This window comes from Rhodococcus sp. ARC_M5 (assembly GCF_022810405.1).
Classification (GTDB): Bacteria; Actinomycetota; Actinomycetes; order Mycobacteriales; family Mycobacteriaceae; genus Rhodococcoides; species Rhodococcoides navarretei.
This window is the reverse complement of the sequence record NZ_JALGQE010000016.1, coordinates 61,399-86,933: the sequence shown is the minus strand read 5'-3', so window position 1 is coordinate 86,933 and position 25,535 is coordinate 61,399. Positions and strand designations below refer to the sequence as shown.

Annotated in this window: 21 protein-coding genes and 1 pseudogene; 15 read left to right on the top strand and 7 right to left on the bottom strand. The window is 65.1% G+C overall.

Translation table 11 applies throughout. The features are described from left to right. Positions 1 to 14 precede the first annotated feature (14 nt). Positions 15 to 584 (top strand): hypothetical protein, encoded by a 570-nt coding sequence (locus tag MTX34_RS20735; RefSeq protein WP_243610642.1) that lies wholly within the window; start codon positions 15 to 17, stop codon positions 582 to 584. A 61-nt stretch (positions 585 to 645) separates the two neighbouring features. Here MTX34_RS20735 and MTX34_RS26160 read toward each other — a convergent pair. The 6 genes and pseudogenes from MTX34_RS26160 to MTX34_RS20700 all read right to left on the bottom strand — a co-directional run bounded on the left by MTX34_RS26160 (position 646) and on the right by MTX34_RS20700 (position 6,662). Next, positions 646 to 2,138: pseudogene (locus tag MTX34_RS26160) on the bottom strand (DUF222 domain-containing protein). Between the two features lie 140 nt (positions 2,139 to 2,278). After that, positions 2,279 to 2,854 (bottom strand): DinB family protein, encoded by a 576-nt coding sequence (locus tag MTX34_RS20720; protein ID WP_243610640.1) that lies wholly within the window; start codon positions 2,852 to 2,854, stop codon positions 2,279 to 2,281. Between the two features lie 5 nt (positions 2,855 to 2,859). After that, on the bottom strand, positions 2,860 to 3,603 hold the full coding sequence (locus tag MTX34_RS20715) for a CPBP family intramembrane glutamic endopeptidase (protein ID WP_037187130.1): 744 nt from the start codon (positions 3,601 to 3,603) through the stop codon (positions 2,860 to 2,862). 19 nt (positions 3,604 to 3,622) lie between these two features. Beyond that, entirely contained in the window at positions 3,623 to 4,894 is a 1,272-nt protein-coding gene (locus MTX34_RS20710) for a YhgE/Pip domain-containing protein (protein WP_243610658.1), read from the bottom strand. Between the two features lie 172 nt (positions 4,895 to 5,066). Further along, positions 5,067 to 5,573, bottom strand: coding sequence for a peptide-methionine (S)-S-oxide reductase MsrA (msrA, locus tag MTX34_RS20705; protein ID WP_243610639.1), 507 nt, complete (start codon positions 5,571 to 5,573; stop codon positions 5,067 to 5,069). Positions 5,574 to 5,630: 57 nt separating this feature from the next. Then, the gene (locus MTX34_RS20700) at positions 5,631 to 6,662 is read right to left on the bottom strand and encodes an NADP-dependent oxidoreductase (protein WP_243610638.1); all 1,032 of its coding nucleotides are present in this window, start codon (positions 6,660 to 6,662) and stop codon (positions 5,631 to 5,633) included. Positions 6,663 to 6,737: 75 nt separating this feature from the next. Here MTX34_RS20700 and MTX34_RS20695 point away from each other — a divergent pair, with 75 nt between their 5' ends. Continuing rightward, complete coding sequence (locus MTX34_RS20695) at positions 6,738 to 7,574, top strand: HAD family hydrolase (RefSeq protein ID WP_243610637.1); 837 nt, start codon at positions 6,738 to 6,740, stop codon at positions 7,572 to 7,574. Between the two features lie 79 nt (positions 7,575 to 7,653). On the opposite strand, the gene MTX34_RS20690 is transcribed toward MTX34_RS20695, so the two are convergent. Further along, entirely contained in the window at positions 7,654 to 9,900 is a 2,247-nt protein-coding gene (locus MTX34_RS20690; RefSeq protein ID WP_243610636.1) for an N-acetylmuramoyl-L-alanine amidase, read from the bottom strand. A gap of 182 nt (positions 9,901 to 10,082) precedes the next feature. On the opposite strand from MTX34_RS20690, the gene cobM reads away from it, so the two are divergent. From cobM to MTX34_RS20625, 13 genes are all read left to right on the top strand, one after another. After that, complete coding sequence (gene cobM / locus MTX34_RS20685) at positions 10,083 to 10,826, top strand: precorrin-4 C(11)-methyltransferase (protein WP_243610635.1); 744 nt, start codon at positions 10,083 to 10,085, stop codon at positions 10,824 to 10,826. Beyond that, positions 10,820 to 11,572, top strand: a complete 753-nt coding sequence (gene cobF, locus MTX34_RS20680; protein ID WP_243610657.1) for a precorrin-6A synthase (deacetylating) — start codon at positions 10,820 to 10,822, stop codon at positions 11,570 to 11,572. The genes cobM and cobF overlap by 7 nt, the downstream gene beginning before the upstream one ends. A gap of 55 nt (positions 11,573 to 11,627) precedes the next feature. Beyond that, a complete protein-coding gene (glf, locus tag MTX34_RS20675; protein WP_243610634.1) occupies positions 11,628 to 12,860 on the top strand; it encodes a UDP-galactopyranose mutase in 1,233 nt (410 codons plus the stop codon). Next, on the top strand, positions 12,857 to 14,764 hold the full coding sequence (locus MTX34_RS20670; RefSeq protein WP_243610633.1) for a glycosyltransferase: 1,908 nt from the start codon (positions 12,857 to 12,859) through the stop codon (positions 14,762 to 14,764). Before glf ends, MTX34_RS20670 begins: the two co-directional genes overlap by 4 nt. Next, positions 14,742 to 15,278 (top strand): phosphatase PAP2 family protein, encoded by a 537-nt coding sequence (locus MTX34_RS20665; RefSeq protein ID WP_243610632.1) that lies wholly within the window; start codon positions 14,742 to 14,744, stop codon positions 15,276 to 15,278. The genes MTX34_RS20670 and MTX34_RS20665 overlap by 23 nt, the downstream gene beginning before the upstream one ends. After that, positions 15,275 to 16,180 (top strand): decaprenyl-phosphate phosphoribosyltransferase, encoded by a 906-nt coding sequence (locus MTX34_RS20660; RefSeq protein ID WP_121871812.1) that lies wholly within the window; start codon positions 15,275 to 15,277, stop codon positions 16,178 to 16,180. The genes MTX34_RS20665 and MTX34_RS20660 overlap by 4 nt, the downstream gene beginning before the upstream one ends. Further along, the gene (gene zomB, locus MTX34_RS20655; protein WP_308198552.1) at positions 16,158 to 18,023 is read left to right on the top strand and encodes a flagellar motor control protein ZomB; all 1,866 of its coding nucleotides are present in this window, start codon (positions 16,158 to 16,160) and stop codon (positions 18,021 to 18,023) included. Before MTX34_RS20660 ends, zomB begins: the two co-directional genes overlap by 23 nt. Positions 18,024 to 18,240: 217 nt before the next feature. Then, entirely contained in the window at positions 18,241 to 19,248 is a 1,008-nt protein-coding gene (locus tag MTX34_RS20650; protein WP_243595883.1) for an alpha/beta hydrolase family protein, read from the top strand. 333 nt (positions 19,249 to 19,581) lie between these two features. Further along, positions 19,582 to 20,595 (top strand): alpha/beta hydrolase family protein, encoded by a 1,014-nt coding sequence (locus tag MTX34_RS20645; RefSeq protein WP_243595884.1) that lies wholly within the window; start codon positions 19,582 to 19,584, stop codon positions 20,593 to 20,595. A gap of 221 nt (positions 20,596 to 20,816) precedes the next feature. After that, the gene (locus MTX34_RS20640) at positions 20,817 to 22,718 is read left to right on the top strand and encodes an alpha/beta hydrolase-fold protein (RefSeq protein WP_243610631.1); all 1,902 of its coding nucleotides are present in this window, start codon (positions 20,817 to 20,819) and stop codon (positions 22,716 to 22,718) included. A gap of 82 nt (positions 22,719 to 22,800) precedes the next feature. Further along, the gene (locus tag MTX34_RS20635; RefSeq protein ID WP_243595886.1) at positions 22,801 to 23,346 is read left to right on the top strand and encodes a DUF732 domain-containing protein; all 546 of its coding nucleotides are present in this window, start codon (positions 22,801 to 22,803) and stop codon (positions 23,344 to 23,346) included. A 12-nt stretch (positions 23,347 to 23,358) separates the two neighbouring features. Next, the gene (locus MTX34_RS20630; protein WP_243610655.1) at positions 23,359 to 24,309 is read left to right on the top strand and encodes a cutinase family protein; all 951 of its coding nucleotides are present in this window, start codon (positions 23,359 to 23,361) and stop codon (positions 24,307 to 24,309) included. Between the two features lie 206 nt (positions 24,310 to 24,515). After that, positions 24,516 to 25,514: an LLM class F420-dependent oxidoreductase gene (locus tag MTX34_RS20625; RefSeq protein ID WP_094671286.1), complete on the top strand. Its 999-nt coding sequence runs from the start codon at positions 24,516 to 24,518 to the stop codon at positions 25,512 to 25,514. The last annotated feature ends 21 nt before the right edge of the window (positions 25,515 to 25,535 follow it).

Below are 25,535 nucleotides of genomic sequence, written 5' to 3'. Positions count from 1 at the left end.
AACAAGGAGTGAACGTGAACGATCAGACCCAGCCGATTCCCGCAGCATCGAACCCGGAGCCGGTCCGAGAGACCACGCCGAAGCGGTGGAAGGGACGGGTGCCGCTGGTGGCGACGGCCGCAGCGGGTCTGGCCGTCGGTGCCCTGGTGACCGCGGCAGTCTTCGCTGCCACCGGACCCGACGTCTCGCCCGGCGTGTCCACGGTGGCGTCGTCCTCGGAGCTCGGGCAGCGGACCGATGGTGGTGGCGGGTCGGATGTACCTGCGGTGCCGGCTGCTCCTGCGGCTCCGGAAGCCGGTGACGGCTCGACGGTTCCTGCTGTCCCGGCACCACCGGGATCTGCGGACGGCGCTACTCCTGCGGCACCGGGGGATGGTGCAACTCCGCCTGCTCCGCCCGCGGGTGGCCCGGGTAAGGGCGGACCGGGCGCAGGTGGCCCCGGTGGTGCTGTGTGCGCACCGGCTGACGGTGCGACGCCGCCAGGTCCGGGTGCTGAGGGAGACGGTTCGACTCCGCCTGCACCCCCGGCTCCCGCTGACGGCGCGACTCCTCCCGCACCGCCGGCAGCTCCCTCGGGTTCCTGAGCTCAACTTCTTCCAGCCCCGCACCGTGTTCTCGGTGCGGGGCTGGAGTCTTTCCTGGGGCCTATGCGATGTGGGGGCCTGCGCGGGCGTGGGACTGTCTGGGTTGTCGATACGGGTCGACGGTGGCCGGTGGTACGAACCACGGGTGGTTGTCGATGCCGATGAACACTTCCCAGTCGGAGTGGTGCATCAGGCGGTGATGAAATCCGCACAGTAGGACCAGGTTGTCCATGTCGGTGGGTCCGCCGTCGGCCCAGTGCCAGATGTGATGTCCTTCGGTCCAGGCGGCGGGTTTGCCGCAGCCGGGGAAGGCGCAGCCGTGATCGCGGGCGGTGAGGGCTCTGCGTTGTTTGGCGGTGACGGTGCGGGCGGTGCGGGCCAGGTTGAGGGGGTTGCCGTTCTCGTCCATGACGATGGCGGTGAGAACGCAGTCGCAGGCGAGTTGTCGGGAAGTATTGCGGGAGAGCGGTCCCATCCACGGCAGCCAGCCGACCGACGCGCCGCCGCCGAACAGGTCCCTGTAAGCGCCGCGATCGGTCGCACAGCGGTCACCCTCACTGCCGCTGGCGGTGTCACTGCCGCTGCGACTGGCGGTGCCACTGTCAGGGTCGGCGGTTCCAATATCCGGCTCGTCAGCGGAGTCGGGGTGGATCGGGTTGCCGGTGTTGATGTCGACCGGATCGCTTACCTCTGTGTTGGTGTCGGATTCTGTTGCTGCGCGTGCGGTTTCGTCGTCGGCAATGTCATCTGCAATGTCGTCGGCGTCGGCAGTGTCGGCGGTGTCGGCGCTGTCGCGGAGGTCCGTGAGATCGCGCAGGCTGATGTGCAGGTTCAGGTGGGGTCGTTCGCCGCCTTCGATGGGCCGGCTGCTCGAGGCGAGGTATTGGTCGAGGATGTGTCCGAAGGCGTCGGCGCGCCGTTTTGCGGGCTGCGGTCGTCTGGGGTGCCGTCTGCTGCGGGTCGGGGTTCGGTCAGGGGTGAGAGGGCGGTGAGGAGTTTTTCTCCGGTGACAGCGTCGACATCCATCTTCGCCACCAGACGTCCGTTCAAGGTCTTGGAGGCGAAGAGTTCGTTGCGGTCGGTGTTCTCGGGTGGTGGGGTCTTACCGCCGAACTCGTCCTCGAGTTTGGTGATCGCTGCCCGGATCCGGCCGGTACGTGCTTCGGGCCCGGTCGCGGCGGCGATCAGCGCGGTGCGGGCCATGACGCGGCCCTCTTCCGGGAGGTCCTTCGGCGGGGTTTCGGCGAAGGTGAGGATGAGGGCGGCGTGGTCGACGGACATCACGCCGGTGTTCACGGCGTCGGCGATATCGGGAAAATTCTTCAACCCGCGGGCGAGGGCGACGATCTTGGTGGCCTTGGACGGCGAGAGCAGGGTGGTGGAGGTCAGCCACCCTGCGGGTCCGGGGAATCCGAGCTTCTCACGGGAAACGCGGGTGTCGATCTCGGCGACGAGGGCGATCCGCCGGGCCTCCAACAACTGAATTTCATGGGAGACCGTGGCGGCGTCGGCGAGCAGTTCACTCTCGCTCAGTTGCCAGATCTCTGTGGTCATGGACGCAAGTGTATCGAACGTGCGTTCGACTGGCAAGCATCGTTTAATCGAAAACTGTTGCCCTGCTTAATTATTCGAGACTCAGAACCTGTCGGTGGGGTGTGGAAGGGGTTGGTGAAATCTGACGTCAGTGGATGAGGTCAATCAGCTTCTCTGGCAACGGTTTCCAGCTCGGCTCGATATGCGGCCCACCACGCTGCGTCGCCGTCGGCCATGTTTTCGTTGCCGAGACGCATGCCGACGGACTGGTCGATCAGTTCGCGCACGATGTCTGCGTGCCCAGCGTGCCGGTTGGTCTCGGCAATCATCTGGACCAGGACTCGGTGCAGAGTCACTTCCTGCTTCTCGACGGGCCAGTGCAGGACGCGTCCGACAGTGTCGAGGTCGTTGGCCGCGATGGTTTCGTCGGCGTGTTCCCAGGCATTCCGATAGAGGGCGACAATGGATTCCGACGATTCTTCGGCGGTTGCCCACATGTCGGAATTCAGCCGGGCCATGCCCTCTGCTTCCAATTCCGCGAAACGAGCTGGAAACTCGCGACCGAACGTGAGCCCGAAGTATCCGTATTCGACGATCGCCAGGTGCTTCACCAAGCCCAGTAGATTGGTTCCGGTCGGCGTCATCGGGCGCCGCTTCTCGTATTCGGACAAGCCGTCGAGCTTCCACAGCATGTTCTCGCGAGCAATCCGAAGGTATTGATGCAGCTCGTCTTTCATGTCGCTCAGCTCACCGACGCGTGCCAGACCAGAGCGGCGGCCAGCGCACCGAGTCCATTCAACGACCAGTGCAGGGCGATCGGCGCGATCAAACTCCCGCTACGGCTGCGCAGCCACGTGAACACCACGCCCGCCGCCGCAGTGGCCACCACGGCCAGTGCGATACCGACGATCTGCCCGAACAGTCCGCCGCCCAGAAATCCGCTGAGCCCCACGTTGCCCGCCGTCAGGCCGAGCGAGGATGCGATGTGCCACAGACCGAACAGCAGAGACCCTGCCGCGAAGACTCCGCGTGCGCCGTAGATGCGACCCAGCGTGCCGTGGAGCACCCCGCGGAACGCGAGTTCTTCCGGGATCACGGTCTGCAGCGGAATGACGATCATCGACGCGACGATGGCGGCGGAGACGGTTGCGTATCGGTCGGCCATGAAGAAGGGCCGAGTCAGTGGCAGCAACGCACCGATCGCGACGACGGTGAGTACGACCCCGACGGCTCCGAGTGCGTACAGAGATCCTGTCTTCCACTGCTTCGGAGACAGTCCGAGTTCGGCCCACCCCAGACCGCGACGGTTCGCCAGGACGACCAGCAGAACAGCGGCGATCGGAACCGTCGCGATACTGGCCCACACCGTGGTGAAGTGCGCGATGAGGTTGGTGCCCACGAGTACGAGAACGACGATGGCGACGTCGAGGTACGCGTGGAAGGCACGTCGGGGTGCAACGCTCCCGGCTGGATTCACAGCAAGCATTGGATCGAGTGTACTGGCGTCACCTGTGAGCGCCGGGTGAATCGAGGCTTCGGTCGAGGCCTTTGGCGTCGTAGATGCGGGTGAACACCACACCGAACACGAGCCCGATGAGCAGGCCGAGAGACGTCATGCCGACCGAATGCAACAATCCCGCGTCGAGTGAGGCGTTGAAGTACAGGATCGAGCGAGTGCCGAGAAAGATCTGGTGCATGGGCTCGAACTGCGCCAGCCAGGTGAAAAACGGCGGGCTCGCTTCGAGGGGGATCGTGCCGCCAGACGACGGCAACGCCAGGATGATGAACACGATCAGATTGATCAGCAGTCCTGCCGTGCCGAACGCGGACATCACCGCCAGTGCCGTGATTCCGACCGCGGCGATCGCGTACGCGCCGTACATCCACAGGGTCCAGGCGTGCGTGATCGGCATGTCGAGCAGATGACTGATCAGCAGATAGAGGGCGGACACCAGCATGGCGAGGACGATCATGACGAGCCACTTCACGAGCAGCGTCTGGAAGCGGTTGATCAGGGTCGGTCCGCGGTGGATGTACTTGGGGCCGATCTCGGTCGGCGTGAATCCGAGTAGGCCGTCGACGAGGGCGCTGACGATGGTCGCACCGGTGAAGCCGGCCAGGACGAGCAAGAGCGCGTAGTAGAACGCAGACAGGCCACCGCCGGTGCCGTCGGGCAGAGGATCGTATTGGGCAACGATCACATCGATCGGCTGCGCGAGGGTGAGGGCACTCGCACCGGCGAGCTGAGTCTCACCGAGCTGCTGGCGCACCTGCTCGGTGATCTGCTGTCCCACAGTCTGATTCACCGAATCGAAGGCCGGCGTCGCCACCCCGGTCACGAGCGACATTCCGAAGCTGCCGGCACGCGGGTTGGTGTAGACCGTGATGATCGGCTTCTCGACGTCCCCGGGAATCACGCTCGCCTGGGCGAGGATTCCCATCCTCTTGGTGAAATCGCTCGGGATGACGATGGAGCCGTACGCCTCGGCCGTCGACAGTAGCGATTGCGCCTGCGCCGGACCGACTTCCCGGAAATCGACCTTCTCCGGATCGACGTTCTGCAGCAGACCGTCGACGATGTCGTTGCCGATGTTGCGTTGCTCGCCTGCGAGGGTGTCGCCCTCGTCCTGGTTGACGATCGCGATGGGGAGGTCGTGCAGATTGCCCCTTGGGTCGAGCACGCCGCCCAGGTACAGGGCAGCGAGAAACGACATCAACGCCGAGACGACGAGAATGGGGGCAAGCCAGAAACGCGGCGAACGAAGGACGTCGGCCATCGACCGAGGGGTTCTGTCGGAGGTCACCGGATCAGTGTCGCAAGTTCGGCCGATACGCGCGCGGTACTTCTACCTGTGGACCGTCGATCGTCCGGAATGGGCGTTACGCCCACCCATGTGAGTGGAACTTCGTAGCAGGCTACGAAGTTCCATGCACATGCGGCGCAGCCGCTCAGGCCCGACGCGGCAGCTTCCAGTCCGGACGCACCCAGTGGCACGTGTAGCCCTCGGGGTACTTCTGCAGGTAGTCCTGGTGCTCGGGCTCGGCTTCCCAGAAATCTCCTGCCGGGCTCACCTCGGTGACGACCTTGCCCGGCCACAGACCCGAGGCGTCGACGTCGGCGATCGTGTCCTCGGCGACGCGCTTCTGCTCGTCGTCGACGTAGAAGATCGCCGAGCGGTAACTGGCTCCGATGTCGTTGCCCTGACGGTTCTTGGTGGTGGGGTCGTGAATCTGGAAGAAGAACTCCAGCAGATCCCGGTACGTCGTCTGGGTGGGGTCGTAGACGACCTCGAGGCCTTCGGCGTGATTGCCGTGGTTGCGGTACGTGGCGTTGGGAACCTCGCCTCCGGTGTACCCGACGCGGGTGGAGACCACTCCCGGAAGCTTGCGGACGAGCTCCTCGGCTCCCCAGAAGCATCCTCCGGCGAGAATGGCGGTTTCGGTGGCTGCAGACATCGTTGTTCTCCTAGCTCTTTATCGATCGATACGTGGGGTTCAACGAACGAGGCGTCGTCATAATTCCGAGTCGTGGGTGCGTTCGCCGACCTCGAGAACCAGCTTGCCGGTGTTGGCACCGTCGAACAGCAGGTTCAGCGTCGACCCGAAGGCGGTGACGCCGCCGATCTCGATCTGCTCGCGTGCCGTCATCTTGCCGCTGGTGAGCAGCTCGGACAGAGCGTCGACACCTTCCTGGTAGCGATCGAGGTAGTCGAAGATGATGAAACCGGTCATCGACGCGCGGTTGATCAGCAGGGACAGGTAGTGCGCGGGGCCGGGCTGCGGTTCCGTCGCGTTGTAGCCGGAGATGGCTCCGCACAAGACCACTCGCGCTCCCTTGCGCAGCCGAGAGAGGGCCGCGTCGAGGATCTCACCGCCGACGTTGTCGAAGTACACGTCGATGCCCTTGGGTGCAGCTGCCTTCAGACCCTTGTACACCGACTCGTTCTTGTAGTCGATCGCCGCGTCGAAACCCAGTTCCTCGGTGAGCCACGCGCATTTCTCGGGTCCACCGGCGATCCCGATCACGGTGGCTCCCTTCGCTTTCGCGATCTGACCCGCGATGCTGCCCACGGCACCGGCGGCTCCGGAGATCACCACGGTGTCGCCCTCGGCGAGCTTGCCGACGTCCATCAGACCGAAGTAGGCCGTCAGTCCGGGGAACCCGAGTGCGCCGAGCCACGTGGGTGCCGGTGCGATCGACTCGTCGACCCTCTGCACACCCGACCCATCCGAGATCGCATGCTCGGTGACGCCGAACGAGCCCGAAACGACTTCGCCCACAGCGTAATCGGGATGCCGAGATTCGAGGACGCGGCCGACGGCATGAGCGCGCATCACCTCGCCGATCCCGACGGGCGGCACGTACGAGCGTGCATCGTTGAGCCAGCCGCGCATCGCCGGGTCGAGAGAGACGTAGTCGACGGTGACGACGAACTCACCGTCGCCCGGAGTGGGAATCGGTTCCTCGGTGAGCTCCCACGTCGATTCGTCGGGACGTCCCACCGGGCGCTGAGCCAATCGGATCTGGCGGTTCACGGATGTCATCTACCGTTCCTTCCACATCGAAGACGTGCATGTCGAAAACAGGGCACCTCGACACTAGGGCAGAATGACGTCACGATGACCAACGCGCCGAACACCACCCGCCTCGCCCCCCGACTCGTCGCAAGCGACGTCGACGGCACCCTGCTGGACCATCACGAACGTGTCACCGAACGTACTCGGCGCGCCGTCTCGGCCGTCGTCGCCGACGGAGTTCCCTTCGTGCTGTCCACCGGCCGGCCGCCGCGGTGGATCCACCCCGTCGTCGATCAGCTGGGATACGCGCCGATGTCGGTGTGCGCCAACGGTGCGGTGATCTACGACGCAGCCAACGATCGCGTACTCAGCGCCGAGACCCTGTCGGTTCAGACGCTGCAGTGGTTGGCCGACGTCGCGTATCGCGCGCTGCCCGGCTGCGGACTGGCCGCCGAACGGGTGGGCCGGACGGCATACGACTCGGCCACCCCGCAGTTCGTCAGCTCCCCGGGCTACGAGCACGCGTGGCTCAACCCGGACAACGTCGAGATGACCGAGGACGACGTGGTCGACGTTCCGGCCGTCAAGTTGCTGATCCGGTTGTCCGGTTCCACCAGCGGACACATGGCCGACATCCTGTCCCCGCTGATCTCCGGTCGCGCCGACCTCACGTTCTCCACCGACAACGGCCTCATCGAACTGTCGGCACCGGGCATCACCAAGGCGTCGGGCCTGGCCAAGGTAGCCGAGTCGCTTTCGGTGGATGTCGACGACATCGTGGCCTTCGGCGACATGCCCAACGACGTGCCGATGCTGTCGATGGTGGGACTGGGCGTCGCGATGGGTAACGCGCATCCCGCTGCCGTCGCGGCGGCGAACGAAGTGACCGTCACCAACGCAGAAGACGGAGTGGCGCACGTCCTCGAACGCTGGTGGTGACGCGCCGGTCTTCGGGCGTCCCGAACACGACAGGGGCCGAGTCACCGTGGTGACTCGGCCCCTGTCGACTGTGTGAAACTCAGCCCGCGGGTGCGGGCTCCGGTGCGGGAGCAGGCTCGGGTACCGGAGCCGGTTCCACCGGCGCGGCAACGGGGTTCTGCATTTCCGCGTTGTAGGTGTCGTTGTACGTCTTGATCACCGTGGTGACGATTCCGGTGAGCTCGTTGAAGATCAGCGAACCGTTCTCGAAGTCGGTTCGGAAGCCCTCCGGCACCCGGAACTCGTCGGTGATCGGCAGGCCGAGAATGCCGTCGACGCCACCCTGCTGCACGTATTGCTGGAAGATCTTTCCTATGACGGCCACGGCCTGACCGGCCATGTTGGTGATGATCTCGCCGTTGGCGAACTGCGCCTTCTCACGGCCGCCGCTCACCTGCACCAGACCGGAAACCGGTACGCCGAGCGCGCCGGTTTCTGCGCCTGACGCCAACCACTTCTGTGCGACGGGGCTCGTCGAGGCGAGGCGCTGCAACTCGGCGACCAGGGCCGGGATGTTCTCGCCCAGAGTGGAACTGGCGTCGGTGCCCGGACGTGACGGAGCCGGGTCGGTCACTGCGGTATCGGGTGCGGTATCGGGAGTGTCGGGCGATGCCGGAGTGGCATCGCCGCCACCGAGGTTCGCCGCAGCGATGTCGCGGATCTCCCCGAGTCGTGCGTATCCGGCGTCACCGGGGCATTCGGTGTTGCCGACGTCGCGGTGACCGAAGATCACCGGCAGGTCGACGCTCTGGCCGCGGCCGACGAACGTGAAATCCGTTCCCTCCGAGGTCATCGTGGTGGTGCCCTCAGGGTCGAGACCGGCCTTGCCGAGTCGCCATCCGAGGAACTTGCCGACGGAGTCGATGGTCTCCTGCGAGGGATCCTCGCTGGAGTAGTCGCCCATCATGGCGATGCCCATCGTGTTCTCGTTGAATCCGCCCGAGTGTGCGCCCTGAACCGGCTTGTCCAATCCACCCGCGCGACCCTCGAAGACCTGGCCGTACTTGTCCACCAGGACGTTGTAGCCGATGTCGCACCAACCGAGCGTCTGCGCGTGGTACGCGTAGATGGCGCGGACGATCTCGGCGGATTCGGACTTGGAGTAGTCGTTGCTGCCTGCGGTGTGGTGCACGGTTGCACCGCCGATGAAGTCGTCGATCGTCGGTGTGGCGCAACGGATCGACTCGTCGGCACCCCACTGAGCGCGGGTGATCACCTTCGGGCCTGCGTCTCCGGCGACGGGCGTGGCGATGTCGCTCAACGCCGAGTCCACCGGCGACGTTCCAGGGGTGATGAGTACGGCACTGATGTCGTTGACGGCCGCCGCCAGTTGTTCGGTGGTACTCGCCTGGTCGGGATCCGCTGCCGGATCTGCCGGTGCGGGCTCGGCCGCAGCCGGATCCATTGCTGCCGGATCCAGTGCAGCCGGATCGAGCGGGGCCGGATCCTGTTGGCGCAGGGGCGTGCTCGACGACGCAGGCGTGTAGCCCAGTGGCTGTTCCGTAGCAGCGGGAGCCTCGGCCGGAGCGTCGACAGCAGGCAGTTCGACCACCGGAACCTCGGGAACCGGCGGCGTCGCGAAGCTTTCGGGAGCTGCACTGCTCGTCAGTGGCGTCAGCAACACCTGCACGGCGTTGGTCAGTCCGACGAAGATCGGCTCGGTGCCCTGCTTTTCCGCAGCGGGAACGGCGTCGCTCGCAGTGGTATCCACCGGCGCGGTTTCCAGCCACGGGCCCCAGGAGCCGTCCTCCAGTTGCCGGCGGACCTGAGCGGAAGCACCGTCCAGCTGCTCGGACGTCAGCGCCACCATGCTGAACGGGGTGTCCTGCGAGATCTCCTTGACGGCGGCACCGAGCGGTGGGCCGGTCGGATCGGCAGCCTCAGGATTGACCGGCAGGGGATTCACCGGTGCAGAGGCGTCCACCCTGGGGATGGGGGCCTGCGCGGTTGCCCCACCCGGCGCGGGCGTGGTGAGGCCGGGGATGTCGGGGATTTCGATCGGCGGGATCACGATGGAGTCCGGCAGCGGTAGGTATTTCAGATCGGAGAGCCGAAGGTCGGGCAACGGCAGTCCGGTGAGCTCCTGCAGCGGAATCACGATGTCCGGCGCAGCGCTCAGCGCGGTCTCGACGATCTTGGTCGGAACGGTGACCGGGGTTGTCTCGTTGGCCGGTCGAACTCCGGTTGTGGTGCTGTCGGTGAGGCCTGCGACCGCAAATGGGGTCGCGACGGCCAACAGTGCAACAGCACCGAGAACGATCGACGGCTTCGTTCGACGGTTCGGCAAGGCGGTACTCCCTGGTTGTTGGTAGGTACGCGTCGTAGGATCTCCAGTTGCTGAACAACATGAATCACATCAGCAACATGAGTCCCATCAGACACAAGGCTAAACCTTAGCTTGACAGTTAGCCACAAGCGGGAAGTTCCGGTGGCGCGGCGCGTCGGGCGCGTGACTTACGCTTTCCAGCTGTGACTGTGCACTTCATCGGAGCCGGACCAGGCGCTGCCGACCTGCTCACGCTGCGGGCCGTCGAGTTTCTGCGATCGAGCCCGGTCTGCGTCTACGCCGGTACCTACATCGACGACGCCATTCTCGACCACTGTTCCGCCGGCACCCGACAGGTCGACACCGCGAAGCTCGACCTCGACGCCATCACGGCCGAGCTGGTCGCGGCCCACGAGCGCGGCGAGGACGTCGCGCGCTTGTGCTCGGGGGACCCGTCGCTCTATTCCGCGATCGCAGAACAGTCCGCCCGACTCGATGCCGCAGGTGTGCCCTGGGACATCACCCCTGGCGTTCCGGCCTACGCGGCCGCAGCCGCCGCACTGGGCGTCGAGCTGACGGTCCCCGAGGTGACGCAGTCGGTGGTGCTGACGCGCGCGCAGGCCCGCTCGACGGCAATGCCCGATACCGAGGCGCTGAAGAACTTCGCCGCCACCCGAGCGACGTTGGCGCTGCACCTGGCGATCACTCGCACGCGCATCATCGCCGACGAACTCAGCGGGTTCTACGGTCCCGAGTGCCCCGCCGCGGTGGTCTTCCACGCCAGCAAGCCGGACGAGCTGATTCTGCGCGGCACTCTGGCCGACATCGCCGATCAGGTCGAGGCCGCAGGTCTTCGTCAGGCGGCGGTGATTCTGGTGGGCCCGGCCCTGGCTCGACGTGTCGTCGCCGAATCCCACCTGTACGACGCGTGTCGGGACCGATCGTGAAGATCCATCTGATCGGCATCGGCGGCGGACATCCGGATCAGGTGACCGTCCAGGCCGTCCGGACACTGCGGGCCGTGGACGTGTTCATCGTGGCCGACAAGGGCGCGTCGGTGGGCGATCTCGGGGCTGCACGGCAGGCGCTGCTCGAGCGTCACCACGGCGGCAGCTACCGGGTGATCGAGGTGCCCGACCCGCCCCGGGACCGGTCACCGCAGCAGTACGAGAACGCCGTCCTCGATTGGCACGATGCCCGCGCCCGCGCCTACGCCGAGGTGCTCGACGGACTCGCCGAAGGCACCGTCGTCGGGTTCCTCGTCTGGGGTGACCCCGCGCTGTACGACAGCACGATCCGCGTCGTCGAGCGGTTGGCCGCGTTGCGCGGCGACATCGAGTTCGATGTCACACCCGGAATCTCCAGCGTGTCGATGCTGGCGGCGAGTCATCGGCTCGTCCTCAACCGCATCGGCGGACCGATCGTGATCACCACCGGCCGCAACCTGGCGGGCGATGTCGCCGCCGGTCTCGACAATCTCGTGGTGATGCTCGACGGCAATCTGGCTTGCAGCGCGCTGACCGGCGCAGGATGGGGCATCCACTGGGGTGCGAACCTGGGGACGGCGGACGAGAAGCTGGTGGCCGGGCCGCTGGACGACGTGCTGGGCGATATCCGCCGAGCCCGCGAGCAGGTCAAGTCCGAGCACGGCTGGGTGATGGATACCTACCTGCTCCGGCGCCTGAGCGAATGACACCGGGCACCTGGTGGGGTGGAGCGGTCACGATCGTCGGATACCCTGGTTGCCCGTGACTGCTGTAAGCCCCGAGACCACCTCTTCCGACGCCTCCGTGACCGGCCGATACGACCTCATCGTCGTCGGATCCGGGTTCTTCGGACTGACCGTGGCGGAGCGGGCGGCGTCCCAGTTGGGCAAGCGTGTCCTCGTACTCGATCGTCGCCACCACCTGGGCGGCAACGCGTACTCCGAGGCCGAGCCCGAGACGGGTATCGAGATCCACAAGTACGGTGCGCATCTGTTCCACACCTCGAACAAGCGAGTCTGGGATTACGTCAACCAGTTCACCGACTTCACGAGCTACCAGCACCGTGTCTTCGCTCTGCACAAGGGCCAGTCGTATCAGTTCCCGATGGGCCTCGGTCTGATCTCGCAGTTCTTCGGCAAGTACTTCTCGCCTGCCGAGGCGCGCGCTCTCATCGAGGATCAGTCGAGTGAGTTCGATTCCAAGGATGCGCAGAACTTCGAGGAGAAGGCGATCTCGTTGATCGGGCGTCCGCTGTACGAGGCGTTCATCAAGGACTACACCGCCAAGCAGTGGCAGACCGATCCGAAGAACCTGCCCGCGGGCAACATCACCCGGTTGCCGGTGCGGTACACGTTCGACAACCGCTACTTCAACGACACCTACGAGGGGCTGCCGGTCGACGGCTACACCGCGTGGCTCGAGAAGATGGCCGCCGACGAGAAGATCGAGGTCCGGTTGAACACGGACTGGTTCGACGTCAAGGCCGAGATCGTGGCCGAGAGCCCCGACGCTCCCATCGTCTACACCGGCCCGCTGGATCGGTACTTCGACTACTCGGAGGGCGAATTGGGTTGGCGCACAATCGACTTCGAGACAGAGGTGCTGCCGACCGGTGATTTCCAGGGCACCCCGGTGATGAACTACAACGACGGCGATGTGCCGTTCATTCGGATCCACGAGTTCCGCCACTTCCACCCCGAGCGCCAGTACCCGACCGACAAGACGGTCATCATGCGCGAGTTCTCCCGCTTCGCGAAGAGCGGCGACGAGCCGTACTACCCGATCAACACCCCCGACGACCGGCAGAAGCTCGAGGCCTACCGCGACCGCGCCAAGGCCGAAGCAGCCGCCAACGGAGTGCTGTTCGGTGGACGCCTCGGCACCTACCAGTACCTGGACATGCACATGGCCATCGCGAGCGCGCTGAACATGTACGAGAACACCCTGGCCCCGCACTTCGAGACCGGCGCACCTCTGGGATTGGACGAAAAATGACCGCCAAGCACCTACTGGAAGATGGTGCCGTCGATGCGGTGCCCGTACTCGGAAAGTCCCTGCTGCAGCGCGTGCTGCTGCCGCGTTCCGGCGAGCCGCTCGACGTGCGGACGCTGTACCTCGAAGAAGCCAAAACGAATTCGCGTCGGGCACATTCGTTGTCCCGGACCTCCGTTGCCATCGGTGCCGAGTCCGAGGTGTCGTTCTGCACCTACTTCAACGCCTTCCCGGCCAGTTACTGGCGTCGCTACAGCACCCTCACCTCTGTCGTGCTGCGCGTCGAGGTGTCCGGGCACTGCCGTATCGACGTCTACCGGTCCAAGGCAGACGCGTCGCGCATCCACGTCGAGGGCCGTGAGGCCGTCGACGGTGACGCCGCACAAGAATTCCTGATCGACCTCGCGCCCTTCGAGGACGGCGGCTGGATCTGGTTCGACGTCACCTCCGATACCGAGGTCGTCGTCGAGAGCGCCGGCTGGTACGCGTCCGTGCACGCCCCCGGTGAGGCGTCGGTCGCCGTCGGAATTCCGACCTTCAACCGACCGACCGATGCGGTGAAGGCTCTGGCTGCTCTGGGATCCGACCCGCTCGTACTCGATGTGATCAAGGCCGTCATCATGCCCGATCAGGGCACCCGCAAGGCGAGGGACGAGCCGGGGTTCGAGGAAGCCGCAGCCGTCCTCGGTGACCGTCTCGCGATGCACGATCAGGCCAACCTCGGTGGATCCGGCGGCTACGGGCGCATCATGTACGAGGCCCTCGAGAACACCGACTGCCCGTTCATCCTCTTCATGGACGACGACATCGAGATCGAACCCGATTCCATCCTTCGCTCGTTGGCAATGGCTCGATTCGCCAAGGTGCCCACGCTTGTCGGTGGGCAGATGCTCAACCTGCAGGCGCGCAGTCACCTGCACGTGATGGGCGAAGTGATCAACCCGAAGAACTTCATGTGGACCGCGGCGAAGAACGTGGAATACGACCACGACTTCAGCGAGTACCCGCTCCGCACATCCAAGCTGCTGCACCGCCGCATCGACGTGGACTACAACGGCTGGTGGATGTGCATGATCCCGCGCGTCGTCGCCGAGGAGATAGGGCAGCCGCTGCCGCTGTTCATCAAGTGGGACGACGCCGAATACGGTCTGCGGGCCAAGAAGGTCGGCTACCCGACGGTGACGCTCCCCGGAGCTGCCATCTGGCATATGGCGTGGACCGACAAGGACGACGCCATCGACTGGCAGGCCTATTTCCACCTGCGCAACCGTCTCGTCGTGGCTGCGCTGCACTCCAAGACCAACGGCCGCGACCTGGTGCTGGACACCGGCAAGGCGACGGTCAAGCATCTGTTGTGCCTCGAGTACTCGACCGTAGCGATTCAGAACCTCGCCATCCGCGACTTCTTGGCCGGCCCCGAGCACATCCTCGAGATCCTGCCGACGTCGCTCGGCGACGTACACGCGCTGCGCAAGACCTACTCCGACGCAGTGGTCATCGGTTCGTCCACCGATCTCCCCGTCCCGTCGCAGGAGGACGTGGGCAACGTGAGCCTGCCCACCAACGTCGGCGCGATTGCGGGTCGCTTGGTGAGGGGCCTGTACAAGAACGCACGGCCTGCGCGCGCGGAACACCTCGAGCGTCCGCAGCTCAACGTGCCGACTCTCGACGCGCGCTGGTTCCTGCTGTCCCAGGTCGACGGCGTCACCGTCACCACCGCCGACGGCCGGGGCGTCGTGTACCGCAAGCGGGATCGTCAGCAGGCGGCGGCGCTGCTCAAGGAAGCCCTGTCGCTGCGCAAGCAGTTGGCAGCCGAATTCCCGGCCCTCAAGGCTCGATACCGCGATGCCGTGCCGCACCTGACCAGTAAGGAAACGTGGGAACGTGTCTTTCGTTACCAGGCGTAAGGGCCAGACCGAGGCCCCGACGGAAGTCCGGATCCTCGAGAAGGTGCAGGGCACCGTCGGCAGTGCCCCCGGCGCGATCACCGTCGCCCGGGGTATGTCGCACTTCGGCGAACACGCACTCGGCTGGGTAGCGATCGCCGGTATCGGTGCCGCACTGGACAAGCCGCGTCGGCGTCAGTGGGCATCGGTTGCGGTCGGAGCCGTCGGCTCCCACGCCGCGTCGATCGTCATCAAGCGCATCGTGCGTCGGCCGCGTCCACACGACCCGGCCGTCCGCATCAACGTCTCGACGCCCAGCAAGCTGAGCTTCCCCTCCTCCCATGCGACATCCACCACAGCCGCCGCGGTTCTCCTCGGCCGGGTGACCGGGCTACCGTTACCGGCGGTCCTCGTCCCACCCATGCTGCTCTCGCGCTTGGTGCTCGGAGTCCATTACCCCACCGATGTGCTGGCAGGATCGGCACTCGGCGCGTTGACGGCTGCGGCCGTCGTGAAGTTCGAAGGAGACAAATGAGCGAGGATGCCGCACCCGTAGGCGCACCGCCGAAGAACCTGGCGGATGGCATCGTCAAGGCACTTCGTCCGCGCCAATGGGTCAAGAACGTCCTGGTGCTCGCTGCGCCGCTCGCGGCGGGCTCGGTCACCGACCCCGACGTGCTGCTCTCGGTCGCGCTCGCGTTCGTCGTGTTCTGCTTCGCCGCATCCGGGGTGTACCTGGTCAACGACGCCTTGGACGTCGAAGCCGACCGCGCGCACCCCACCAAGCGGTTCCGACCCATCGCCGCAGGCGTACTGCCGGTCAACATCGCCTACGCGATGGCGGTTGTCTCACTCGGTCTCGCCATCGGCCTGTCGTTCATCGCGAACTGGAAGCTGGCGCTCGTCATCGGCGTCTACATCGCGATTCAGCTGGCGTACTGCTTCGGCCTCAAGCACCAGGCCGTGCTCGACATCTGCATCGTCTCCTCGGGCTTCCTGCTCCGTGCGATCGCCGGTGGGGTTGCTGCCTCGATTCCGTTGTCGCAGTGGTTCCTGCTCATCATGGCGTTCGGTTCGCTGTTCATGGCGGCCGGTAAGCGGTACGCGGAGCTGCAGCTCGCCGAACGGACCGGCGCGAAGATTCGCAAGTCGCTCGAGAACTACACGACCACCTACCTGCGATTCGTCTGGACGTTGTCCGCGACGGCCGTCGTCATCTGCTACGGCCTGTGGGCGTTCCAGGAAGATGCGGGCACGGGGGCGAACTGGTTCGCCATCTCGATGATTCCGTTTACCATCGCAATCCTGCGATATGCAGTGGATGTCGATGGCGGCGAGGCAGGCGAACCCGAAGAGATCGCGTTGGGAGACAGGGTTCTCCAGCTACTCGCCATAGCGTGGATCGGAGTGGTTGGTGTCGCTGTCTACCTCGCCTGACCAGCGAGACACGCGAGAAGAGAACTCCGCTCGGGCATCGATCACCAGGCCCGTCTTCTGGATCGGGACCGTGGTCACCGGGGCGTTGTTCCTCTGGGGTGCGTGGGAGCGCCGCTGGATCGCCGACGACGGTTTGATCGTTCTGCGTACCGTCCGCAACCTGCTGGCAGGCAACGGACCGGTGTTCAACGCGGGCGAACGGGTGGAAACGAACACCAGCACCATCTGGACCTACCTCGTCTATGCCGGCAGTTGGCTGAGCGAGGGTCGACTCGAATACGTGGTCCTGACGATCGCGCTCGTGCTGTCCACGGCCGCCGTGGTCGTCGCGATGATCGGGACATTCGCACTGCGGGGCCGTACCGCGTCTCGCACGTTGTTCCTACCCGCCGGAGTTCTGGTCTACATTGCGGTTCCGCCCGCCCGTGACTTCGCGACGTCCGGCCTCGAGACCTGTCTGGTCATCTTCTGGTTGGCGATGCTGTGGCTGCTGATGGTTCGGTGGGGCCAGCGCCGCTCCGGCGGCGGCGAGCTGCTGCTGCTGGCCTTCTTCGCCGGGCTCGGCCCGCTGGTGCGTCCGGAACTGTCCATCGTGGCGGTGCTGGCGCTGGCGATGATCTTCCTGGCCCCGCAGAGTTGGCTGTCCAGGCTCCGAGTGTTCGCGGTCGCCGGAGCCGTGCCGGTGCTCTATCAGATCTGGCGCATGGGCTACTACGGCCTGCCGTACCCCAACACCGCGGTGTCGAAGGATGCAGGCGGAGCCAAGTGGTCGCAGGGGTTCGAGTACCTGTCCAACCTCGTGGGCCCGTACCTGCTGTGGCTGCCGCTCGCGCTGCTGGTCGTCGGTGCCGTCCTATCGGCGTCTCGAGTTCGGCTGTCCCTGCCCCGGACCGTCGGTGGCTGGCTTGCTGCGCTGCGGACGCCCACCGCCGTCGTCGTGTTCGCACTGATCAGTGGATTCATCCTCGCCGTGTACGCCATTCGCGTCGGTGGCGATTTCATGCACGGCCGAACGTTGTTACCGGCATTGTTCACACTGCTGCTGCCGATTTCGGTGCTGCCGGTTGCCCTCCCGACACGCTGGTCTGCGGATCGCGCCACGGCAGTTTTCGTGGCCGATCTCATCGTCTGGGGTGCCATCGTCGTCTGGGCCGTCGCTGCTGCCAATACGACGGGTATGCCGCAGGGCTCGATCGTCGGCCGTAGCGGCATCGTCGACGAACGAGCCTTCTACTCCCTCAACACCGGGCACGCTCACCCGATTCTGGCCTCGGACTACCTCGACTACCCGCGGATGCGTGGGATGGTCGAGGCGATCGAGGACACCCCGGACGGTGGACTCCTGCTGCCGTCGGCGCAGTTCACCTACTGGGACGTCGTGCCGCCACCGCTACCCATCCCCGAGGGTGGCTTCGGTCACACCGTATTCTTCCTGAACCTCGGAATGACCAGCATGAACGTCGGCCTCGACGTGCGAGTGATCGACCAGATGGGTCTGGCATATCCGTTGGCGTCACATACCGAGCGGCTGGAGGACGGTCGCATCGGGCACGACAAGAACCTGTATCCGGACTGGGTGGTGGCCGATCTGGGACTCGTCGCCGTCCATCCGTACCTGCCCTGGTACATGGACGAGGATTGGGTCACCGAGGCTCAGGTGGCGTTGACCTGCCCGGACACCCAGGAATTGCTCACCTCGTATCGGGCTCCGTTGACCAAGGATCTGTTCGTCCGCAATGTCAAGCGCTCGTTCTTCTATGCCGGATATCGGTTCGATCGGGTGCCGAAGTACGAAATACAGAGATGTGATCTTCCGGCCCCGATATTGAAGGCCGACAATTAGATGTCCGAACACGAAAGAGTCACCGGGTTGCGCCGAAATGGTCTCGACGCCAAGATGAGCTGTCTCGATCCTGTAACGGACGACGTACTTCGTGCGATAAGTGCGGAGGATATGTATGCGCCAGACCCTGGGGTCGGGCGCATGCATGACGAACTTGCGAGATCAAGCGTTGATTGCGTAACCGATGTGACGACGAAGCAGCTGAGAGGTCGAGTGCATGCTGGGTAGAAGGAAGAGCCGGTCCGAGGACAAGCAACGGGGGTCCTGGGGACGCCGCGCCGCCACGTCCATGCTCATGGCGGTGGTCCTCCCACTGGGATTGGCTGTAGCCGGCGGTGGCGCAACTGCCAACGCGGCCTTCGACGGCAATGCCATCGACGTCTGGACGGACTCGTCCATGGGTCCGATCAAGAGTCGCGTCTGGCGCGCCGCGGACGGCAACACCGACCGCGTGGTCTACCTCCTCGACGGGTTGAGGGCCACCTCCGACATCTCCGGCTGGGAGCACGAGACCGACGCCGGTGCCGTGCTCGCCGGTTACAACATCAACGTGGTTCAGCCGGTCGGTGGACAGTCCAGCTTCTACTCCGACTGGTACGCACCGTCGAACTTCAACGGCCAGCGGACCACGTACAAGTGGGAAACCTTCCTGACACAGAACCTGCGTGAGAACCTGCGCGCCAACTGGGGCTTCAACCCCAACCGCAACGGCGTCATCGGTATCTCCATGGGTGGCTCGGCTGCGCTGACGCTGGCCGCGTACCACCCCGACCAGTTCAGCTATGCGGGCTCGCTGTCCGGTTACCTGAACATCTCGGCTCCCGGTATGCGTGAAGCGATGCGTCTGGCGTTGCTCGACTCCGGTCGCTACAACATCGACGCGATGTGGGGACCGCCGTGGGATCCGGCGTGGCTGCGCAACGACCCGTTCGTCTTCGCGCCTCGTCTGCGCGACAACGGCACCCGCGTGTGGGTGTTCGCAGGTAGCGGTCTGCCCGGTGGACTCGATCGCCCGCAGAGCTTCATCGACTACTACAACACCGCCAACGGCATGGGCCTCGAGGCCATCGCGTTGGCCAACAGCCGGGCCTTCCAGATCCGGATGGCCAGTATCGGCGCCAACAACGTCACCTACGCCTTCCCGCCCGTCGGCACCCACCAGTGGGGCTACTGGGGCGAGCAGATTCGTGTCATGGCACCGGATCTGAGCGCCAATATCGGATAGGCAACCCGGTCGCGGAACATTCGGTCGCGTCGCCTGTTTTTCGGCCCGTAGTGAGATTTCACGACTTTTCAGGGCTGTTCAGCAGGGACCACGCAGGATAGTCTCCTGTTCCGGAGATACGACGAAGTGAAACTGGGACGCTGATCACAGTTTTGCCTTGGAACCGCTCGATGGAATAACCTCCATCGAGCGGTTCGCCTGTTCTCACAGCAGAACCTCAGCTTTTCCGAGATCCAGCTTCACTCGGCCTCACGGGGCCACCAGTTCGCCCTGTTCGATTGCCGGGGGCCGCTACGAGAGCGGAGACCGCGTAGATGAGAGAGAGCACGATTCATGCGATTTGCCGGCCTCAGTAGAACTCCGAAGGCGTCCTCACGCTGGCGTCAGCGCCTGCTCGGCGTCGGTGCCGCAGCGCTCGTACTTCCCATCGCAGCCGGTGTCGTCGGTGGAACCGTCGCTGCCGCAGCGCCCGCTCCCATCGCGCATCAGGCCCCGGCCGGTGGCCGTGAAGACCTGATCGTCCCGTCCGAGATGGGCCCCATCAAGGTTCAGGTCCAGTGGGCCGCTCGCGGCGGAAACGCTGCTCTCTACCTGCTCGACGGTCTGCGCGCACGCGACGATCGCAATGCATGGACGTTCGAGACCAACGCTCAGGATCAGTTCGCCAACGACGACGTGACGCTGGTCATGCCCGTCGGCGGTCAATCCAGCTTCTACAGCGACTGGTACACCTCGTCGAACTTCAACGGCCAGGAAGTCACCTACAAGTGGGAGACGTTCCTGACCGAGGAATTGCCCGCATTCCTCGAGAACTACGGAGTCTCGCGCAGCAACAACGGCGTCCTCGGACTGTCGATGGGTGGTTCGGCCGCTCTGACGCTGGCCGCGTACCACCGCGATCAGTTCAAGTTCGCCGGTTCGCTCTCGGGCTACCTCAACATCTCGGCACCCGGCATGCGTGAGGCCATCCGCGTTGCGATGCTCGACGCAGGTCGCTTCAACGTCGACTCCATGTGGGGACCGCCGTGGAACCCGGCGTGGCTGCGCAACGACCCGTTCGTCTTCGCGCCGCGACTCGAGGGCATGTCCCTGTACATCTCGGCAGCCAGCGGTCTGCCCGGCGAGTTCGATCGTCCGGCCGCGCCGATCGATTTCTACAACACGGCCAACGGCATGGCTCTCGAAGCTCTGTCGCTCGCCAACACCCGTGCGTTCCAGATCCGGATGAACACTCTGGGCATCCCGGCCACGTACAGCTTCCCGTCCAACGGCATCCATGCATGGCCGTACTGGGGAGCCGAGCTGTGGAAGGCTCGCACCCAGATCCTGGACGCGCTCAACGCCTGACACCGATCGACACGTGATCTTCGAGAAATGCCGCCCTGCGTCTGTGCGCCGGGCGGCATTTCTCGGTCTCGGCCGTGATCGCCATCCTCGCCCCAGTTCACAATTGCACCACCAGTCACAGCGCGTCTGCAGGTCGTCGGCAGCGCGCACGTGTAGAAAGACATACGAAGCATGTCTCGATAGGAGACCTTCGAAAGTCACGTCGAAAGAGAGTCACCATCATGCGCACTGAGCTTGTTCGGTTCGGTCGGACGCCATCGGCCGGCACACGGGCTCGACGAGCGGCGGCAGCACTGACCGTCGCTTCCGCGCTGATGATCCCCTTCGCGACGACGACGGTTGCCTCCGCAACCCCCGTCGCCCAAACGGCCCCGGTAGCGCTCGCCGGGCCCGCCTATACGCAGACATCCGGTGCCACCGTCACATCGGTGGATTGGCTCTCCGATCGTCGTGTCGCGCTGTGGATACAGTCGCCGTCGATGGGAACGCCCATTCAGGTTCAGCTGCTGCTCGCACGTGACTGGAACATCAACCCACAGGCCACGTTCCCGCAGGTGTACATGCTCGACGGTCTGCGCGCCACGGATCAGGAGAACGGCTGGACGGCCGAGACCGACGCCGAGTCGTACTTCGCCGACAAGAACGTCAACGTGGTCCTGCCCATCGGTGGCCAGTCCAGCTTCTACTCCGACTGGGTCGATCAGGACAACGGCAAGAACTACCAGTGGGAGACGTTCCTGACCGAGGAGCTTCCGCCCATCCTGGAACGCGATTGGCGTAGCACCGACAGCCGCGGAGTCGTCGGACTGTCGATGGGTGGCACGTCCGCGATGTTCCTCGCGGCGCGCAACCCCGGTTTCTTCAAGTTCGCCGGCTCGCTCTCGGGCATCCTGAGCACCACCTCGCTCGGTATGCCGCAGGCCATCCAGTACGCGATGACCGACGCCGGCGGCTTCAGCTCCAGCGCCATGTGGGGGCCACCGTCCAATTCGCTGTGGGCACAGCACGATCCATACGTGTTGGCCGACAAGCTCGAGGGTGTCAGCCTCTACATCTCCAGCGGCAACGGATCGGCCGGACCGTACGATCAGCCGTCGCCCATCCCTGGCGTGAGCACCAACTACGCAGGCATGGGTCTCGAGATCCTCTCGCGATTGACCTCGCAGACATTCGCCACCAAGCTCAATCAGCTCGGCATTCCCGCTCAGGTCAACTACCGGCCGTCGGGCACGCACTCGTGGCCGTACTGGCAGTTCGAGCTGCACCAGCTCTGGCCACAGCTCGCCACCGCACTCGGTGTCGAGGTCGACAAGCCCGCGTGCAGTGCCGCCGGACTGATCGGCAATGCGAGCGGTGCCAACTCGTGGCTCGGCCCGTGCCTGACCGCGGAGTACAACGTTGCCGGTGGTCGTGCTCAGGACTTCACCTTCGGCCGGGTCTTCTTCACCCCCGATACCGGTGCGCAGGTCGTCGCCGGTGCCATCGGCGGCATCTATCAGGGCAACAGGGGCCCCGAGGGTGCGCTCGGCTTCCCGACGACCGGCGAGATCGGAACCCCCGACGGTCGTGGACGGTTCAACGCCTTCCAGAACGGGATGGTCTACTTCACGCCGCAGACCGGAGCCCACGTGGTCAAGGGCACAGTGCTCGACGAGTGGGCCGCCCAGGGCTACGAGGGCGGACCGCTGGGATACCCGGTGCTCGACGAGGTCGAGACACCGAACAAGCCCGGCTCGGTGCAGGGCTTCGAGATCGGTGCCATCTACACCTCGCCCGATGCCGGAGTGCACTCGGTGCAGGGCATGATCCTCGGCAAGTACGGTGAATTGGGTTGGGAGAGTGGACCTCTCGGGTTCCCGAAGTCCAACGAGATCGGCCCGATCCGGGACGGCGGACGCTTCAACCAGTTCGAGACGGGCAACATCTACTGGAGCCCGCTCAGCGGAGCCTGGTCCACCCCGTACGGCCCGATCTTCGACGCCTGGGGATCGGTCGGCTACGAGGGCGGCCGACTGGGCTACCCCACCAGCGATCAGTTCGATATCGACGGCGGCGGCAAGCAGCAGAACTTCCAGTTCGGCATCATCACGCTGAAGGACGGCGTTGCCACGATCGCGCCCTAGTCGAGTGCATGACTCTTCAGAGTCCTCTCAGAGCGTGGCGGTACTGTCGCCTGCGAACCCGACGACCGAAGGATTTCGATCGATGACGCGTAATTCCCTGGCCAGAACTCTGTCGCTCGGTGTGATGGCTGTGGCGGCGAGCTCGCTGCTGGTGGCCTGCGGAAGCGACGACTCGACGGCCACCGGCGCTCCGACGAGCACCACCTCGGCCGCCGAGACGACGACCGAGGCGAGTTCGACGACGTCGGCGGCCGAGACCACCACCGCTGCGCCGACCACGAGTCCGGGGGAGGCGGCCACCGCGCCGCCCGAGCAGCCGCAGCCCGTTCCGGACGATTTCCCGGGTCCGACGGAAAGCCAGATCGACGACCGCGGTACGAGTTTCCTGGACGAGCTGAAGAAGCAGGGCGTCACCCCGGCGGGCAACGGTGACATCGCGGTGTCGACGGCCAATTACATCTGCGCCGCGCAGGCCCAGGGCGTCGCGGCGGAGGAGATCTCGACGTTCGTCACTGCGAATGTCGGCGTGGAGGCCAGTGCCGCCGGAACGCAGATGAGTGAGACGCAGGCTCAGGAAACAGCCCAGACCTACATCACCGCCGCGCAGGCGACCTACTGCAGGCCGTAGAGATCCACGGTGATGGCCAAGCGTAAGCGCAGAATTCTTCCGGTGATCGCCGTTGCGGCGATCATCGGTCTGATCATCGTCGCCCTCTGGTACCTGCTTGCCGGACGGCTGCCGCAGGATCCGGGTGCGCCGGTGCCGCCGGGGCCCGAGGAGCCGACGTCACAACCGGCGGACTGCCCCGACGTCCAGGTCATCGCCATCCCCGGTACCTGGGAATCGTCGGCCACCGACGATCCGTACAACCCGACGGCCAATCCGGTGTCGTTGATGCTCAACGTCACTCGCCCGTTGCAGGAGCAGTTCCCCGGCTCGCGAGCCGACGTCTACACCGTGCCGTACGTGGCTCAATTCTCGAACCCCATCGCACTGCCGCCGGACGGCCAGCAGTCCTACAACAACAGCCGCACCGAGGGCGAAGCAGTCGCCGTGCAGAAGATGTCCGATGTCAGCGCGCGGTGCCCGTTGAGCACTTTCGTCCTCGCCGGGTTCTCCCAGGGCGCGGTCATCGCCGGAGACATCGCGGCCGACATCGGCGCGGGCAACGGTCCCATCTCCGCCGATCGGGTTCTCGGGGTCACCCTCATCGCCGACGGTCGCCGCGACGGCGTCTCCGGTACCGATGTCGTCCCGCTCGACGGAGTCGGTGCCGAGGTCGCACTCGGCGGACTCGACCTGCCCGGCATCACCATGACGGGGCGTCGGGAAGGTGGCTTCGGTGCTCTCGACGACCGGACCAATCAGATCTGCGCTCCCGGCGACCTGATCTGCTCGTCACCGTCGGATGGATTGTCGCTCCGCAACATTCCGCAGAGCATCCAGATTCTGATCGGTGCTGCAGGCAACCCCGTTCATGCGTCGTACAACAGTTTCGTCGTCGACGGATCCGGTACGACGGCCACTCAGTGGACCGCTGCGTGGGCCGCCGGACTGATCGAGAACGCCCCGATGCCCGCGCATTCGTGAGCGACGACGCTTTATAACGGAAACGTCACAACGCAACGCATGGCGATCTGGTGCCGGGCACAAACCTGAGCCGTGAAACCCCCAGCCGGTGTGATCGACTCCGGCCAGCGGCTAGAGTGACGCCTTGGACCTGCGCAGATCAGCCCCGGCCGGGCTGCTCTCGCCGCCGAAACCAGACCGCTGCACACTTGCGAGGAGAGCAATAGATGAGTTCCGCCGAGGCCGCGACCGCAGGGCCGCGCAAATTTCGCTTCGCTGCAGGCGGAGAGGGAAATGCCGAGGAGGGCGGGGCTCGGAAGTTCATCAAGCTGGCGCAACAGGCCGAGGAACTGGGCTACGACAGCTTCATGATTCCCGACCACCTGGGCAACCAGGTCGGTCCCATCGCAGCGCTCGGAGCACTCGCCGTCGCCACCGACAAGATCCGGCTCGGCACGGCAGTCCTGGCCAACGGCTTCCGGCATCCCGCGGTGCTGGCCAAGGATGCGGCCACCATCGATGTGCTCTCGGGCGGGCGGCTCGAACTCGGTCTCGGTGCCGGTTGGATGCGTGAGGAGTACGACAAGGCGGGTATCACGTACGACCGCCCCGGTGTGCGCATCGAAAAGCTGGAGGAGACCCTCGAGATTCTCGACGTGCTGTTGCGCGGTCAGGAGTGCAACTTCGAGGGCAAGCACTACACGATCACCGGACTCAAGGGCAGCCCTCGGCCTCGGCAGGGTCCGCGTCCTCCCATCTGCATCGGCGGCGGCGGACCGAAAATGCTCGCCCTGGCGGCCAAACACGCCGACATCATCTCCGTGGTGCCGAGCACCTCGAAGGAAGGCAAGCTTCTGCTGTCGGGCATGACCATCGAGAAGACCCTCGAGCGAGTCGAGCTGATCCGTGCGGCCGCGGGAGACCGGTTCGACGACATCGAACTGAACTGGGCGATCACCACGATCGTCGTCACCGACGATCGTGAGCAGATGGCCGAGATGGCGCTGGCGGCACTCGACAACGGCTACCCACCGAACGTGGACGTCGACGTCAAGCTCACCGTCGAGGACATTCTCTCGTCGCCGTACCTCGCATTCGGGACGTACGAGGAAATCGCCGATCAGATCCGTAACGTTCGCGCGCGAACCACGATGTCCTATGTCGGGGTTTTCCCTACTCAAATGGAAGCATTCGCGCCGGTTGTCGACTTGCTGAAAGGCGAGTGACGTAGGCGCGTGTCGGTACCA